This window comes from Streptomyces sp. NPDC052064 (assembly GCF_055585925.1).
The window spans coordinates 331,506-345,920 of sequence record NZ_JBVJJE010000009.1; the positions used below are offsets into that span (position 1 = coordinate 331,506).

Below are 14,415 nucleotides of genomic sequence, written 5' to 3' on the forward strand. Positions count from 1 at the left end.
TTGGCCATGGAGGAGTGAAATGAGGAGCAGAAACCCGGTCTTCTCGCGACGGGGGTTCAGCCGCGACAACGGCTACGCGGGCTTCAACACCGCGCCGCAGGCCGGGGGTCCCGCTGTCGCCACCCAGGGCAACCCGTACGCACAGCCGACGGGCAACCCCTACGCGCAGAACCCGTACGCGCAGAACCCTTACGCCCAGCAGGACCTGCAGTACGGCGCGCCGCCGCAGGCCCCGGCCACCACCGGCCGGATGACCATCGACGACGTCGTCCTGCGCACGGCGAGCACGCTCGGTGTGCTCATCCTCACCGCGGCGCTCTCCTGGGCCCTGCTGCCGGTCGACGACGCCAACATCAGCCGTAGCTACGGCATCGGTATCGGCGCCGCGCTGATCGGCATGGTCCTGGCGTTCGTCCAGTCCTTCAAGCGCAAGGCCTCGCCCGCGCTGATCCTGACGTACGCCGCGTTCGAGGGTGTCTTCCTCGGCGTCGTGTCCAACATCGTCGACAACCGCATCGCCGACGGCGCGGCCATGCAGGCCGTGATCGGCACGATGGCGGTCTTCGCCGGTGTGCTGATCGCCTACAAGGCCGGCTGGATCCGCGTCAACCGCCGCTTCTACGGCTTCGTGATGGCGGCCGCGCTCGGCTTCATCATGCTGATGATGGTGAACCTGCTGTTCGCGGTGTTCGGCGGCGGTGACGGCCTCGGCTTCCGCAGCGGTGCCCTCGGTGTCGTCTTCGGCGTCATCGGCATCATCCTCGGCGCCTGCTTCCTCGCCCTGGACTTCAAGCAGGTCGAGGACGGCGTCGCCTACGGTGCCCCGCGCGAGGAGGCGTGGCTCGCGGCCTTCGGCCTGACGCTGACGCTGGTGTGGATCTACATGGAGTTCCTGAGGCTCATCTCGATCCTCAACAGCAACGACTAGTACTGCAACGACCAGTACTGATCAGTCGTGCGCGAAGGGCCCCGGCTCCGGCCGGGGCCCTTCGTCGTGTTGCGCGCTCAGAGCAGTTTGCGCGCGGCCCTCCTCAGGTCGTACTCATGGATGATCGCCTTGGCGTGGCCGTACGCGAGGTTGTGTTCGTGCCGGAGCCAGCTGACCTTTTCCTCGAAACGGAAGAGTGCCGGGCCTTCGTCGACGGTGCGCAACCAGTCGGAGATCTCACGACCGGTGCAGTGGGGGATGCGGGCGAGCATGTTGCGGTGGGTCTCTTCGGAGAAGACTTGGGACATCGGCGCCTCCGGACGCTGGGATGTAAGCCGGTCCTTCAGGTCACCGTGCCTGAGTGTTCGCCCGTTGGCAACAGTCCCGGTGCGACGCGTACGCTCGCGGCGTGGTTGATACGACGCCTCTGACCCGTGCGGTGGATCACTTCGCCGATCGTTTGAGGGCTGCGCCCCAGAGCCGGTTGCAGCGGGGCGCTGCCGCTGAGGCTCTCGGGCTGGCCCGGGAGTTGGCCCGGAGGGCGCAGGTGCTGGAGGCTCCTGGTGTGGAGCCCCGGGTGATGCCGGATGCGGGGATGTTTGCGGCCGCAGATCAGATCACTGTTGCCGTGCATGATCTGGCGGTTGTGCTTCCCGGTGATGCCGACGTCGACGAAGCGGTGCGGTTGGTCGAGGAGGCGCAGAAGCGGGCGGGGGTTTAGCACCGTTCGCGGGTGCAGGTGGTTCGTGGCTGGTCGCGCCCGCGCGGCGGAGCCGCATATTGATACAGCCCCGTCCCTCAGAGGGACGCGATGACCCTGTCGGCCAAGATGTACACGCTCTCCTCGCCGCACTCGAACGTGAGGGTGTATGCGCCCGAGATGCCGGAGCCGCCCAGGAGGATCGGGGTCTTGCCTGCGCGCAGAGCTGCGGCCAGGTGCTCCGCCGTCTCCCGGTGGCCCGGGGTCATGCACAGGGTCGTGCCGTCGGCGAAGACGTAGACGTCGAGTGTGCCCAGCGGGCCCGGGCGGACGTCCGTCAGTTCCACGCGCGAGGCGGCCAGCTCCTCCAGTGTGGCGACCGTGCGCTCGTGGTCGTTCACCGCAGGCGACTGCGTCGGCACGAAGTCCGGGTGGGACGGGTGACGGCGGCGGGCCGCGGCCAGCTCCGGGGACTCGGCGGCCGGCTCCTCGGTGTCCGCGCCGGATTCGGACACCGGCTCCAGACCCGCGAAATCGGCCTGCCGGGGCAGGAACAGGTCGGTGTCGGGCAGACCCAGCAGGGGCGGCGCGTCGGAGACGTCACGGGCCTCCTGGGCGGCCCAGAACGCCCGCGCCTCGGCGAGCTCCCGCTCGCGTTCCTCCGCGAGCGCCGCCGCCACGGCGGCACGTATCTCGTCGGTGTCGGCATGCGTGCGGGCGGAGGGCAGCAGTGCACGGGTGGTGGCGGCGCGGTTCTCGGCCAGCGCGGTGTGCAGGGCCGCGACCTGTCGGCGCAGCTGCAGGACGGTGCGCAGGACGGCGACGCCCACGGCGCCCGTGGCGGCCGTGGTGACCAGCAACGCGATCGGCATGGCGCTCACTGACGTACTCCCGGTTCAAAGTCGACCCCCGACTTCCTACATCAGCTTGAAGGGCGGACTAACCAGCTGTCAGTGCGTAGTGTCACGAAACGGACAGGGCTTCGGTGCCGGGGGAGGGGGTGGGGCTGCTGTGACCTGGGCTTCTCTCCGCGTAGAGGGAGATAGGTCACATCCTGGGGGAGATTGGATCACAAAACAGCCCAGAACCCCGGGGTTTCCGGGGTTCTGGGCCGAGGTCTCACAGGGCGTGCTATGGCGGCTACGGTGCGGTGCTCAGCTGAGGCGCTCGATGACCATGGCCATGCCCTGGCCGCCGCCGACGCACATCGTCTCCAGGCCGAACTGCTTGTCGTGGAACTGGAGGGAGTTGATGAGCGTGGTGGTGATGCGGGCGCCGGTCATGCCGAAGGGGTGGCCGACGGCGATGGCGCCGCCGTTGACGTTCAGCTTCTCCAGCGGGATGCCCAGGTCGCGGTAGGAGGGGATCACCTGGGCGGCGAACGCCTCGTTGATCTCGACCAGGTCGATGTCGTCGATGTTCAGCCCGGCCCGCTTCAGGGCCTGGTTGCTCGCCTCGACCGGGCCGAGGCCCATGATCTCGGGCGAGAGGCCGGAGACGCCGGTCGACACGATGCGGGCGAGCGGGGTGAGGCCGAGCTCGCGGGCCTTGGTGTCGGACATGATCACGAGGGCCGCGGCACCGTCGTTCAGCGGGCAGCAGTTGGCGGCCGTGACCATGCCGTCGGGGCGGAAGACCGGCTTCAGGCCCTGCACGCCCTCCAGGGTGACGCCGGCGCGGGGACCGTCGTCCTTGGAGACGACCGTGCCGTCGGGGAGGGTGACCGGGGTGATCTCCCGCTCCCAGAAGCCGTTCTTGATGGCCTCTTCGGCGAGGTTCTGCGAGCGGACGCCGAACTCGTCCATGTCCTGGCGGGTGACACCCTTGGCGCGGGCCAGGTTCTCGGCGGTCTGGCCCATCGCGATGTACGGGTCGGGCAGCAGGCCGTCCTCGCGCGGGTCGTGCCAGGTGGAGCCCTCGGACTGGGCGGTCTCGACGGTGCGGGCCTCGGCCTCGGCGAAGAGCGGGTTGTGGGTGCCGGGCATGTCCGAGCTGCCGTTGGCGTAGCGCGAGACCATCTCGACGCCGGCCGAGATGAAGACGTCGCCCTCGCCCGCCTTGATGGCGTGCAGGGCCATGCGGGAGGTCTGGAGGGAGGAGGAGCAGTACCGGGTGATGGTGCAGCCCGGCAGGTGGTCCATTCCCATCTGTACGGCGACGATGCGGCCGAGGTTGTGGCCCTGCTCGCCGCCGGGCAGGCCGCAGCCGAGCATCAGGTCGTCGATGTCCTTCGGGTCCAGCTCGGGGACCTTGGCCAGGGCGGCCTGGACGATCGTGGCGGTGAGGTCGTCCGGGCGGAGGTCCTTGAGGGAGCCCTTGACGGCGCGGCCGATGGGGGAGCGGGCGGCTGAGACGATCACGGCTTCGGGCATCACGGCTCCATTGACGTACCGGGTGGTCTGGCTGGGCTGTCTGGGAAGTTACCCGTACGTATGGCCTGGGTCACGGGTGTGGCGGTGTGACCCTGGCCGCAGTTTTCTAAGCGCTTGCTTTTCCGGACTCCCGGGGACTTTCCTCAGCTCGACGGTGTGGCGGGAGCCGGTTCCTGCTCGGGTACCCGCCGGCGCCTCCGGCGCTTCAGCAGCGCCCACGGCCCCCTCGGGCCGCTGGGCATGGCGGCCGTGACCTCCGTACCCGCCTCCGAGGCGGCCTCCGCCGCCGCCCGGGCCACCGGCAGGAAGCCCTCGCGGCGGGAGGCGTCCGGGCGCTCCTCCTCGGCCGGCCACAGGCCGAGGGAGGCGCAGACGGTCGGCAGGACCGCCATCGCCGCCGTCGCGTAGCCCTCGGCGGAGGGGTGGTAGTTGTCCGGGCCGAACAGCTCGCGAGGGTTCGCGGCGAACTCGGGGCCGAGCAGGTCGCCCAGGGACACGGTGCGGCCGCCCTGTTCGACGGCTCCGATCGTCTGGGCGGCCGCCAGCTGGCGGGAGGCCCGTCGGGCCAGCCAGCGCAAGGGTTGCTGGACCGGCTCGATGGTGCCCAGGTCGGGGCAGGTGCCGACCACGACCTCGGCACCGGCCGTGCGCAGCCGCCGGACCGCCGAGGACAGGTGGCGGACCGAGCGGGTCGGGGGCATGCGGTGGGTGACGTCGTTCGCGCCGATCATGATCACGCAGATGTCGGGCACGGGATCGGGGTCGGCCAGCACCAGGGCCACCTGGCGGTCCAGGTCGTCCGAGCTGGCCCCGGGCGTCGCCACCGTGCGCAGCTCCACCGGGCGTTCCGCCAGTGCCGCGAGGCCCGAGGCCAGCAGCGCGCCCGGGGTCTGCCCGGCCCGGTGCACACCCTGGCCGGCGGCCGTGGAGTCGCCCAGCATCGTCAGCCGCAGCGGCGCCTCACCGGGGACGGCGTACGTCCGGCCGTACCGGCCGTCCGCGTTCGGCACATGGGGCGACCTGCCGTTGCCCACCCGGCGCCGCGCCAGTTGCACCTCCGCCAGCACCAGCCCCACGGCGGCCGCACCGGCCAGCCCGATCCCGCCACCGCCGTACGCCGCGCCCGCCGCGATCCGCCGGGCCACCCGCGCCCTCGACATACTCGTCATGCGTCGCCGCCACCTCCTCGAACCCGTACACCCAGTGCTTGCCCCGTACAGACCGTCGCCCAATCTCAACAGTGAGTGAACGACCGTCACGGATGACCGGCAGGCCATAGGCTGGCGGCACCAACTACGACCACTTCTGCGGCAAACCGGAGACAACGGTGCAGTTCCACGACTCGATGATCAGTCTCGTCGGCAACACCCCGCTGGTGAGGCTCAACAGCGTGACCCAGGGCATCAGGGCGACCGTCCTGGCCAAGGTCGAGTACTTCAACCCCGGCGGGTCCGTGAAGGACCGCATCGCCCTGCGCATGATCGAGGCGGCCGAGGAGAGCGGCGCGCTCAAGCCGGGCGGCACGATCGTCGAGCCGACCAGCGGGAACACCGGCGTGGGTCTCGCCATCGTGGCGCAGCAGAAGGGGTACAAGTGCATCTTCGTGTGCCCCGACAAGGTGAGCACCGACAAGATCAACGTGCTGCGCGCGTACGGCGCCGAGGTCGTCGTCTGCCCGACCGCCGTGGACCCCGAGCACCCGGACTCCTACTACAACGTCTCCGACCGGCTGGTCCGTGAGACGCCCGGTGCCTGGAAGCCCGACCAGTACTCCAACCCGAACAACCCCCTCTCGCACTACCACTCCACCGGTCCCGAGCTGTGGGAGCAGACGGAGGGGAAGATCACCCACTTCGTGGCGGGTGTGGGCACCGGCGGCACGATCTCCGGAACCGGCCGCTACCTGAAGGAGATCAGCGACGGCGAGGTGAAGGTCATCGGTGCCGACCCCGAGGGGTCCGTCTACTCCGGCGGGTCCGGGCGGCCGTACCTCGTCGAGGGTGTCGGTGAGGACTTCTGGCCCACCGCCTACGACCGGACCGTCGCGGACGAGATCGTCGCCGTGTCCGACAAGGACTCCTTCCAGATGACCCGCCGCCTGGCCAAGGAGGAGGGCCTGCTCGTCGGCGGCTCCTGCGGCATGGCGGTCGTCGCCGCGCTGGAGGTCGCCGAGCGGCTCGGCCCGGACGACGTCGTCGTGGTGCTGCTGCCGGACAGCGGCCGCGGCTACCTCAGCAAGATCTTCAACGACGAGTGGATGGCCGACTACGGCTTCCTGGAGGACGCGGGCCCCAGCGCCCGCGTCGGCGACGTGCTGAACGACAAGGAGGGCGACCGCATGCCCTCCCTCGTCCACATGCACCCGGAGGAGACGGTCGGCCAGGCCATCGACGTGCTGCGCGAGTACGGCGTCTCGCAGATGCCGGTCGTCAAGCCCGGCGCGGGCCACCCCGACGTGATGGCCGCCGAGGTCGTCGGCTCGGTCGTGGAACGCGAGCTGCTGGACGCGCTGTTCAGCAAGAGCGCCTCGCTCGACGACCCGCTGGAGAAGCACATGTCCGGCCCGCTGCCCCAGGTCGGCTCCGGCGAACCCGTCGCCGATCTGATGGCCGTCCTCGGCAAGGCGGACGCGGCGATCGTCCTCGTCGAGGGCAAGCCGACCGGTGTGGTCAGCCGGCAGGACCTGCTGTCCTTCCTCGCCCGGTCCGCGAAGTGACGGCAAACGTCCGGTGAACCACCCGTGAACCGGGTGAACTTGCCGTTCGTCCGCGATCTTCGCGGACTTCGCGGAAGTGGTACGGGCGCGTCACGTTCGCGCAGCACCCGCTTAACACGAGTCCTGCACATTAGTGGGTGTCGGCAGGGCGGGAGCGGCTCCCCGCCCCGGCCGACGCCGTTGGCGTCAAGGACCTCCGGAGCGGCTCCCGGACCTCCACCGACGTCACAGACGCGCAAGCCCGGCCTGACCAGGCCCGCGTCTTACGCGGGGACCGCCGTCGTCCCGCCCCCCGTCACGGGGGTGCGGCGGTCCCCGCGCATTCTTTTGTGCGGGCGTCAGCCGGTCCGGCTTGTCACCCAACTCCCCAGCAGCGCAAGCCGCTCCGCCGTCTCCGTGCCCGGTTCGGGCGCGTACGCCACGATCGTCTGGTCCGGGGCCGCCGGGATCGTGAGGGTCTCGTACGGGAGGGTCAGCAGGCCCGCGACCGGGTGCCGGACCTGCTTCACTCCGTGGTCGCAGGGCTTGACCAGGTGGTCGGCCCACAGGCGGCGGAAGTCGGCGCTGGCGCGGGAGAGTTCACCGACGAGGTCGCCCATGGCGGGGTCGTCCGGGTGGTGGCCCGCGTTGAGGCGGAGGTGGGCGACCGTCTGGGAGGCGATCGCCGGCCAGTCCGGGTGGAGGTCGCGGGCGGCGGGGTCGAGGAAGACGCGGCGGGGCAGGTTGAGGTCGCCGGGGGACCTGTCGCTGAAGCCGACCACGGCGTCACCGAGGGCGTTCCAGGCGAGAACGTTCATGCGGTGGTCCAGGACGTAGGCCGGGTTGCGGTCCATGCCGTCCAGGATCAGCTGGACACCCGGACGCACCCGGGACGCGGATGCGGCCTCCTGGGGCGCGGATTCCCGGGACGCGGCCGGACCGCCCTCGGCCCGCCGGCGGGGCCGGGCGACTGCCCGCAGATACTCGTGCTCCGCCTCGTCCAGCCGCAGCACCCGCGCGACCGCGTCCAGCACGGCATCCGAGACTCCCCCGGACTTCGTCCGGGAGGGGCCCCCGGGACCCCTGCCCTGCTCAAGACGGATGTAGTAGTCGACGCTCACCCCGGCCAGCTGCGCCACCTCCTCACGACGCAGCCCCGGGACACGGCGGCGGCCGTACGAGGTCAGCCCCACCTCCTCCGGCTGGATACGGGCGCGGCGCGAGCGCAGGAAGTCTCCCAGTTCTCCGTCCATGGGTCCGAGCCTAGGCGGCCCGGGGCCGGCGAACCTGGTACTGCCGGACCCAGGAAGAGCGGCGCCCTGGGTACGGCCGCCGAGGGAGCCGAGGGTGGTGGACGAGGCCGGGGAGACGCCCCGGCCACCACCGAGGGGACCCTCCATGCCGTACGAGAACCTGGCCGGCCGCACCGCCGTCGTCACCGGAGCCGCGAGCGGGATCGGTGAGGCCGTCGCCGTGCTGCTGGCCGCCCGGGGCGCACGGGTGGCGCTGCTCGCCCGGCGTGAGGAACGGCTGGCGGCGATCGCCGGGAAGATCCGCGCCGACGGCGGGCAGGCCCTGGCCGTCGTCGCGGACGTCACCGACGAGGCGTCCGTGGCCGACGCCACCGACCGGATCCACGCGGAGTACGGGCCCGTCGACCTGGTCGTCAACTCCGCCGGCGTCATGCTGCCGCACCCCGTCGACGCCCGGCGCGCCGACGAGTGGCAGCGGATGCTCGACACCAATGTCGCCGGAGTGCTGCGGATCACCGGCGCCTTCACCGGCGACCTGGTGGGCGCCGCCGCGGACGGCCGTACGGCCGACATCGTGAACATCTCGTCCATCGCCGCGCACGTCAGCTTCCCGAACTACGCGGTGTACGGCGCGACCAAGGCGGCCGTCACCTATCTGTCCGAGTCCCTGCGCGGCGAGTTCGGGCCGCGGGACGTCCGGGTCACCAACATCGAGCCCGGGATCGTCGAGAGCGAGTTGCGCACGCACATCGTCGACGAGGAACTGGCCCGGCAGGTGGCGGGCATAGTGGCCGAGGTGGGCGCGCTGTCCGCCGAGGAACTCGCCGACCTGGTCGCCTACGTGACCAGCCGCCCGCGCCGGGTCAACCTGCGGCAGATCGTCGCGCTTCCGACGCGGCAGGTCTGAACGGCGTGCTGCCCGCTCAGTCCTCCCAGTCGCTGTTCTGGGAGGACTTGCGGCGGCCGCCGAACAGGCCCGGGTCGGTGCGGACGGCCTGCGCGACGTTGACGCCGACGATGCCCGCCCAGGCGGCGAGCAGGCCGGGCAGATGGCCCACGCCTCCGCCGATCGCGGACAGCGGCACCGCCAGGACGAGGGAGACGATCCCGAAGCCGAAGCGCTCGCCCCAGGAGTCCGTCGCCCCCGGCGACCGGGAGTCCCGGGCCGTCTGCATCTGGTGCTCGGCGAGCTGCCGGCGCACCCGGCGCTCCACCGTGCCGTCGATCCGCTGGTCGACCTTCTCCAGAAACGAGTCGACCAGCGCGGACTCGTACTCCTCGCCCAGATCCCTGCGCGCGTGCAGGGTGGCGTCGAGTTCCCTCTTCAGGTCGGTGTCCCGCGCGTCCATTCCGGTCATGTCGCTCACGGTAGAAAGCCGGGGCGCCGGCCGCACTGGGGCTAGCCCCCCTGTCTCACCTGGGGCTGTCGGGCGCGAGGCTGGGCCGGCCCTTCGGTCCCGCTTGCCGGTCTGCATATGCTCATGCAGAATCCTCAGCTACTGAATAGGCGAGGGGGAGCACGTCATGAGCGTGACCGACAGCCCTGCCGCGCGGTTGCAGGCGCTCTTCGAGGGCCACCGGCTGACGCCGACCCAGCGGCGCATCGCGCACAGCATGGTGCGGCGCGCCGCCGACGTGCCGTTCCTGTCGAGCGTGGAACTCGCCGAGCTGGCCGGGGTCAGCCAGCCGTCCGTGACCCGCTTCGCCGTCGCCCTGGGCTTCGACGGCTATCCGGCCCTGCGCCGCCACCTGCGCGAGGTCACCCCCGCCGAACCCGCCGCGGACGCAGGTTCCCACAACGAGTACCAGCAGGCCGTCGAGGCCGAGATCGAGAACCTGCGGCACCTGGCGGAGGCCCTGGCCGACCCCCGGCCCGTGCAGCGGGCGGGGCGACTCCTCGCGGTCTCCCGGCCGCTCCCCGTCCTCGGACTGCGGGCGGCGGCCGCCCAGGCGCACGGCTTCGCCTACTTCGCCGCCAAGGTCCACCCCGACGTACGGCTCCTCAACGAGGGCGGCACGATGCTCCACGACCGCATCGACGCCGCCGTCCGGGCCGGCGCGACCGCACTGCTGTGCTTCGCGCTGCCCCGGCACCCCCGCGAGGTCGTCGACACCCTCGACTACGCCAGACAGGCCGGGCTGACCGTCGTCACGGTCGCCGACTCCGCCTTCGCACCGGTGGCCAAGGTGTCCGACCTGCTGCTCCCCGCAGCGGTCGGCACCGGCCTCGCCTTCGACACGGCCTGTGCCCCGATGCTGCTCGGCCGGGTCCTGCTGGAAGCGATGTGCGACGACCTGCCGGAGGCCCAGTCCCGCCTGGAGGAGTTCGACGTGAAGGCGGCGGCGCGGGGGCTGTTCGTCGACTGACGGTACGGGCACCGCATTCTCAGATTCGTCTCACGTTGTGTCGCTAACGTGTTTCTCCTGTAACGCCCTTCAGGCGCTTCGCAGACCGGACGGAGGCTGAACGTGACGCGCGGAGGACAGGGACTGGCTCGGGTGGCCGTCATCGTACGGGCGGGTGCGGCCCCGCTGTGGTGGCTGGGTGTGTTCGCGGCGGGCATCGGCCTGCTGCCCCCGGGACTGACGGGCCGCCGCATCGGCGTCCTGGCCGGGGCGGCACTGTTCGTCCTGGCGACGGCCGCAGTGGCCTACGGCCGGCGCAAGCGCTACGTCACCCTGGCCGCCTCCGCGTCCCGGGCCGCCAAGCACGACGTCCTCCAGGACCGCGCGGTCACGGCACGCAACTGGCGCCGCCACCACCGCTGGTGGCTCGCCCTCGCCTTCCTCGCCGCCCTGGGCAGTGCCTTCGCCGTGCCCGCCGCGGCCGGCCTGCTCCTGGCCGGCTGCGGTGCGGGCCTGTGGCTGAAGGCCGCGTGGCTCGGCCGCCGCGAGCGCGCGGACGAGGTGTTGCTGTGGGTGCGCGTGGACTGGCTGCGCGGGGGCGCGGGTGGCCCCGCGGGCAAGCGGGTCAAGGGGTACCGCAGCACGGGCGTCGCGGCGGGCGACGCGGCCCCGGGCGGGGCAAGAAGGAAAACGCCGGCGCTCGTCTGATCGGGCAGGGGGAGGCCGCCTCAGGGGAGCGGGGCCGCATTCGATGTGGGCGGCTCCCGCCGTGCGGGCGCGACCAGCCACAGTGAAGCCGCAGCCGGGGACTACGAAAGCCCCCACGGCCCGTTCAGCAGCGCATCGACCTGGGTCCCTCCGGACTCCGCCACGACCTCCTCGACCGTCTGTGCCTCCCGCACGACCGCGAAGGCGACACGCCCCTCCCCACCCGGCCCGAACCCATAGATCGCAGGCCGGACGAGCGAGTTGTACGCGTAGTGGTGCGCGAAGTAGTACGCCCCCGTGTCCAGCGCCGCCGCGAAGTCCCCCTGCTCCAGCAACGGCAGCGCACACCCCTCGGCCAGCAGGTCGCCCGAGAAGCACGCCGGTCCGGCCACGTCCTGCACCACGGCCGGACCCTCCTTCGGACGCCCCTTGGAGTCGTACGCGGCGATCCTCAGCGGCCAGACCCCCGGCGCGTACACCGTCCGCGTCGCGACCTGCACGCCCGCGTGCGTGACCGCCACCGGCCGGCCGCCCGCGCTCTTGGCGTATTCGACCCGTGCCACGACCGTCCCGTGCTTCGCCAGCAGTGACCGCCCGAACTCCGTCACCAGCCCGTACCGCCCGTCGAACAGCCCCGGCACCTCCTCGGCCAGCGTCCGCGCGTACTGCGCGTACGTCGGCGTCGTCGCGTCCGACGCGAAGTTCACCGGCAGCCCGCCCCCGATGTCGAGCGTGTCGACCTGTCGCCGCCCGGCCCGCCGGTTGATCTCCTCGCCCAGCTCGTACGTCTCCGCCACGCCCCGCGCCATCAGGGACAGCGGGACTCCCTGGGACCCGGTGTGCGCATGCAGTCGGGTCAGCCACGGCCGGTCCAGATACGCCCGCACGACCCACTCCCGGGCACCCTCGTCGCGCAGCGCCACCCCGAACTTCGATGTTGCCGTGGCCGTGGACGTCGCCTCGATGGAACCCCCGCCGATCTGCGGATTCACCCGTATCCCGAGCGGGGAGCGGCTGCCGGCGGATCTCATCAGGCCGTCGATGCGGTCCAGCTCCTGCGGATTGTCCGCGTTGACGGCGATGCCCAGCGCCAGCGCCTCGCGCAGCTCACCGGGCGTCTTGGCCGGCGAGTCCAGCACCGTCATCTCCGGGCCCAGCCCCGCCGCCCGTGCCAGCGCCAGCTCGCCCGGGCTCGCCACCTCCGCGCCGACGCCCTCCTCGCGCAGCAGTCGCAGCACCGGCACCAGCGGTGTCGCCTTCACCGCGAAGGCGTGCAGCACGGGCGTGCCCGGCGCCACGACCGCGTCGAAGGCCGCCCTCAGCTCGGCCGCCGACTCCCGGATGCCGGTGACGTCCAGCAGCCCGACGATGGGGCTGTCGGGCCCGAGCAGCCCCCGCTCCACGGCGGCCCGTACCGCCTCGTGCCGCCGGGCCGCCCGCCCGGCACCGGAGTCGCCCACCCGACCGTCGTCACCCATGCCGTCCCCCGCCGTGCTGACGTCCGCTCCGGCTGCCCCGGATCCCTCGATGTGTGCGCCCATGCATCCAGCCAAACATCCACGGCACCGCCGCGCCGACCCCCGGACGTATTGACTAGCTCTATTCAGATGGTCAGGATGTGAATAGCCGCAGCAACAATGACCGCAGCACCACCCGCCGGGAGCACCACACACCCACCAGGAGGCAGCCCATGTCAGGACCCCGCCCGCCCGTCTCCCTCCACCACCCTCAAACGAGGCCCTACGGGCCGCCCCCTGGTCCTGTCCGAGCACCGCGCGGCACGGAACGAAGCGCCCTGGGATGGCAGCAGGAAGCCGCCCTGCGCATGCTCCAGAACAACCTCGACCCGGAGGTCGCCGAGCACCCCGACAAGCTCGTCGTCTACGGCGGCACCGGAAAGGCGGCTCGCGACTGGCGCTCCTTCGACGCGATGGTGCGGACGCTGCGGGGGCTGAAGCAGGACGAGACCATGCTGGTCCAGTCCGGCCGACCCGTCGGCGTCATGCAGACCCACGAGTGGGCCCCGCGCGTCCTCATCGCCAACTCCAACCTCGTCGGCGACTGGGCGAACTGGGAGGAGTTCCGCCGCTTGGAAGCCCTCGGCCTGACCATGTACGGGCAGATGACGGCCGGCTCCTGGATCTACATCGGCACCCAGGGCATCCTCCAGGGCACCTACGAGACCTTCTCCGCCGTCGCCGCGAAGAAGTTCGGCGGCAGCCTCGCGGGGACGATCACGCTGACCGCCGGTCTCGGCGGGATGGGCGGCGCCCAGCCGCTCGCCGTGACGATGAACGACGGTGTGGCGATCTGCGTCGACTGCGACCCGCGCGCGATCGAGCGGCGCATCGAGCACCGCTACCTGGACGTGAAGGCCGACTCCCTGGACCACGCGCTGCGGCTCGCCGTGGAGGCCCGGGACGCCCGCCGCCCGCTGTCCATCGGCGTCCTCGGCAACGCCGCCGAGCTGGTGCCGCAGCTGCTCGCCATGGGCGCCCCGATCGACATCGTCACCGACCAGACCTCCGCCCACGACCCGCTGGCCTACCTGCCCCTCGGCACCGCCTTCGAGGACATGACCGACGCCGCCGCCAAGGACCCGGCCGGCTTCACCACCCGGGCCCGCGAGTCCATGGCCCGGCACGTCGAGGCCATGGTCGGTTTCATGGACGCCGGCGCGGAGGTCTTCGACTACGGCAACTCCATCCGCGGCGAGGCGCAACTCGCCGGATACGACCGGGCCTTCGCCTTCCCCGGCTTCGTCCCCGCCTACATCCGCCCGCTGTTCTGCGAAGGCAAGGGCCCCTTCCGCTGGGCCGCCCTGTCCGGCGAGGCCTCCGACATCGCGAAGACCGACAAGGCGATCCTCGACCTCTTCCCGGAGAACGAGTCCCTGGCCCGCTGGATCCGCATGGCCGGGGAGCGGGTCCACTTCCAGGGCCTGCCCGCCCGTATCTGCTGGCTCGGCTACGGCGAGCGGGACAAGGCCGGTGAGCGGTTCAACGACATGGTCGCGAGCGGAGAGCTGGCCGCGCCGGTCGTCATCGGCCGCGACCATCTCGACTGCGGCTCCGTCGCGTCCCCCTACCGGGAGACCGAGGCCATGCTCGACGGATCCGACGCGATCGCCGACTGGCCGCTGCTGAACGCGATGGTGAACGTCGCGTCGGGGGCGTCCTGGGTGTCCCTGCACCACGGGGGTGGGGTCGGCATGGGGCGATCGATCCACGCGGGGCAGGTGACGGTGGCAGACGGTACGCAGCTGGCCGGCGAGAAGATCCGGCGGGTGCTGACGAACGACCCCGGCATGGGCGTCATCCGGCATGTGGATGCCGGGTACGACATCGCGGAGACGGTGGCTCAGGAGAAGGGCGTCCGGGTGCCGATGCGTGAGGGTGACTCGGCGTGACTCG

14 protein-coding genes are annotated in these 14,415 nt (G+C 71.6%); 7 read left to right on the forward strand and 7 right to left on the reverse strand.

Annotated elements, in window-relative coordinates; all coding sequences use genetic code 11:
* The first annotated feature begins 19 nt into the window (after positions 1 to 19).
* Entirely contained in the window at positions 20 to 928 is a 909-nt protein-coding gene (locus ACZ6TU_RS25725) for a Bax inhibitor-1/YccA family protein (protein WP_467673370.1), read from the forward strand.
* Between the two features lie 77 nt (positions 929 to 1,005).
* Here the strand turns inward: ACZ6TU_RS25725 and ACZ6TU_RS25730 are convergent, their stop codons facing one another.
* Positions 1,006 to 1,236: a DUF4287 domain-containing protein gene (locus ACZ6TU_RS25730; RefSeq protein WP_333935510.1), complete on the reverse strand. Its 231-nt coding sequence runs from the start codon at positions 1,234 to 1,236 to the stop codon at positions 1,006 to 1,008.
* Between the two features lie 101 nt (positions 1,237 to 1,337).
* On the opposite strand from ACZ6TU_RS25730, the gene ACZ6TU_RS25735 reads away from it, so the two are divergent.
* Positions 1,338 to 1,649: a hypothetical protein gene (locus ACZ6TU_RS25735; protein ID WP_467673372.1), complete on the forward strand. Its 312-nt coding sequence runs from the start codon at positions 1,338 to 1,340 to the stop codon at positions 1,647 to 1,649.
* Positions 1,650 to 1,726: 77 nt separating this feature from the next.
* Here ACZ6TU_RS25735 and ACZ6TU_RS25740 read toward each other — a convergent pair whose 3' ends face one another.
* The 3 genes from ACZ6TU_RS25740 to ACZ6TU_RS25750 form a co-directional block, all read right to left on the reverse strand.
* Positions 1,727 to 2,509: a hypothetical protein gene (locus tag ACZ6TU_RS25740; RefSeq protein ID WP_467673374.1), complete on the reverse strand. Its 783-nt coding sequence runs from the start codon at positions 2,507 to 2,509 to the stop codon at positions 1,727 to 1,729.
* A 273-nt stretch (positions 2,510 to 2,782) separates the two neighbouring features.
* The gene (locus ACZ6TU_RS25745) at positions 2,783 to 4,000 is read right to left on the reverse strand and encodes an acetyl-CoA C-acetyltransferase (RefSeq protein WP_469551303.1); all 1,218 of its coding nucleotides are present in this window, start codon (positions 3,998 to 4,000) and stop codon (positions 2,783 to 2,785) included.
* Between the two features lie 143 nt (positions 4,001 to 4,143).
* Complete coding sequence (locus tag ACZ6TU_RS25750; protein WP_467673378.1) at positions 4,144 to 5,169, reverse strand: SGNH/GDSL hydrolase family protein; 1,026 nt, start codon at positions 5,167 to 5,169, stop codon at positions 4,144 to 4,146.
* A 158-nt stretch (positions 5,170 to 5,327) separates the two neighbouring features.
* Between ACZ6TU_RS25750 and ACZ6TU_RS25755 the strand changes: the two genes are divergently transcribed.
* Positions 5,328 to 6,716 (forward strand): cystathionine beta-synthase, encoded by a 1,389-nt coding sequence (locus tag ACZ6TU_RS25755; protein WP_467673380.1) that lies wholly within the window; start codon positions 5,328 to 5,330, stop codon positions 6,714 to 6,716.
* Between the two features lie 338 nt (positions 6,717 to 7,054).
* Here the strand turns inward: ACZ6TU_RS25755 and ACZ6TU_RS25760 are convergent, their stop codons facing one another.
* Positions 7,055 to 7,948, reverse strand: coding sequence for a helix-turn-helix transcriptional regulator (locus ACZ6TU_RS25760; RefSeq protein ID WP_467673382.1), 894 nt, complete (start codon positions 7,946 to 7,948; stop codon positions 7,055 to 7,057).
* A gap of 145 nt (positions 7,949 to 8,093) precedes the next feature.
* Between ACZ6TU_RS25760 and ACZ6TU_RS25765 the strand changes: the two genes are divergently transcribed.
* The gene (locus ACZ6TU_RS25765) at positions 8,094 to 8,855 is read left to right on the forward strand and encodes an SDR family oxidoreductase (RefSeq protein ID WP_467673384.1); all 762 of its coding nucleotides are present in this window, start codon (positions 8,094 to 8,096) and stop codon (positions 8,853 to 8,855) included.
* Positions 8,856 to 8,871: 16 nt separating this feature from the next.
* On the opposite strand, the gene ACZ6TU_RS25770 is transcribed toward ACZ6TU_RS25765, so the two are convergent.
* Positions 8,872 to 9,297 carry a hypothetical protein gene (locus tag ACZ6TU_RS25770; protein ID WP_467673541.1) on the reverse strand — a complete coding sequence of 142 codons (426 nt, stop codon included), beginning with the start codon at positions 9,295 to 9,297 and terminating at the stop codon, positions 8,872 to 8,874.
* Positions 9,298 to 9,472: 175 nt separating this feature from the next.
* Here ACZ6TU_RS25770 and ACZ6TU_RS25775 point away from each other — a divergent pair, with 175 nt between their 5' ends.
* Together ACZ6TU_RS25775 and ACZ6TU_RS25780 are read left to right on the forward strand one after the other, a co-directional pair.
* Entirely contained in the window at positions 9,473 to 10,315 is an 843-nt protein-coding gene (locus ACZ6TU_RS25775; protein WP_467673386.1) for a MurR/RpiR family transcriptional regulator, read from the forward strand.
* A gap of 102 nt (positions 10,316 to 10,417) precedes the next feature.
* Positions 10,418 to 11,002, forward strand: coding sequence for a hypothetical protein (locus ACZ6TU_RS25780; protein WP_469551310.1), 585 nt, complete (start codon positions 10,418 to 10,420; stop codon positions 11,000 to 11,002).
* A 101-nt stretch (positions 11,003 to 11,103) separates the two neighbouring features.
* On the opposite strand, the gene ACZ6TU_RS25785 is transcribed toward ACZ6TU_RS25780, so the two are convergent.
* Positions 11,104 to 12,543, reverse strand: coding sequence for a type III PLP-dependent enzyme domain-containing protein (locus ACZ6TU_RS25785; protein ID WP_469551313.1), 1,440 nt, complete (start codon positions 12,541 to 12,543; stop codon positions 11,104 to 11,106).
* Between the two features lie 149 nt (positions 12,544 to 12,692).
* Between ACZ6TU_RS25785 and hutU the strand changes: the two genes are divergently transcribed.
* On the forward strand, positions 12,693 to 14,411 hold the full coding sequence (gene hutU / locus ACZ6TU_RS25790; protein ID WP_469551317.1) for a urocanate hydratase: 1,719 nt from the start codon (positions 12,693 to 12,695) through the stop codon (positions 14,409 to 14,411).
* The last annotated feature ends 4 nt before the right edge of the window (positions 14,412 to 14,415 follow it).

Excerpts from the sequence above, each read along its gene's own strand:
- ACZ6TU_RS25725 (WP_467673370.1), top strand. The coding sequence starts at position 20 with ATGAGGAGCAGAAACCCGGTCTTCTCGCGACGGGGGTTCAGCCGCGAC.
- ACZ6TU_RS25730 (WP_333935510.1), bottom strand. The coding sequence starts at position 1,236 with ATGTCCCAAGTCTTCTCCGAAGAGACCCACCGCAACATGCTCGCCCGC.
- ACZ6TU_RS25745 (WP_469551303.1), bottom strand. The coding sequence starts at position 4,000 with ATGCCCGAAGCCGTGATCGTCTCAGCCGCCCGCTCCCCCATCGGCCGC.
- ACZ6TU_RS25750 (WP_467673378.1), bottom strand. The coding sequence starts at position 5,169 with ATGACGAGTATGTCGAGGGCGCGGGTGGCCCGGCGGATCGCGGCGGGC.
- ACZ6TU_RS25760 (WP_467673382.1), bottom strand. The coding sequence starts at position 7,948 with ATGGACGGAGAACTGGGAGACTTCCTGCGCTCGCGCCGCGCCCGTATC.
- ACZ6TU_RS25765 (WP_467673384.1), top strand. The coding sequence starts at position 8,094 with ATGCCGTACGAGAACCTGGCCGGCCGCACCGCCGTCGTCACCGGAGCC.
- ACZ6TU_RS25770 (WP_467673541.1), bottom strand. The coding sequence starts at position 9,297 with ATGGACGCGCGGGACACCGACCTGAAGAGGGAACTCGACGCCACCCTG.
- ACZ6TU_RS25775 (WP_467673386.1), top strand. The coding sequence starts at position 9,473 with ATGAGCGTGACCGACAGCCCTGCCGCGCGGTTGCAGGCGCTCTTCGAG.
- ACZ6TU_RS25785 (WP_469551313.1), bottom strand. The coding sequence starts at position 12,543 with ATGGGCGCACACATCGAGGGATCCGGGGCAGCCGGAGCGGACGTCAGC.
- hutU (WP_469551317.1), top strand. The coding sequence starts at position 12,693 with ATGTCAGGACCCCGCCCGCCCGTCTCCCTCCACCACCCTCAAACGAGG.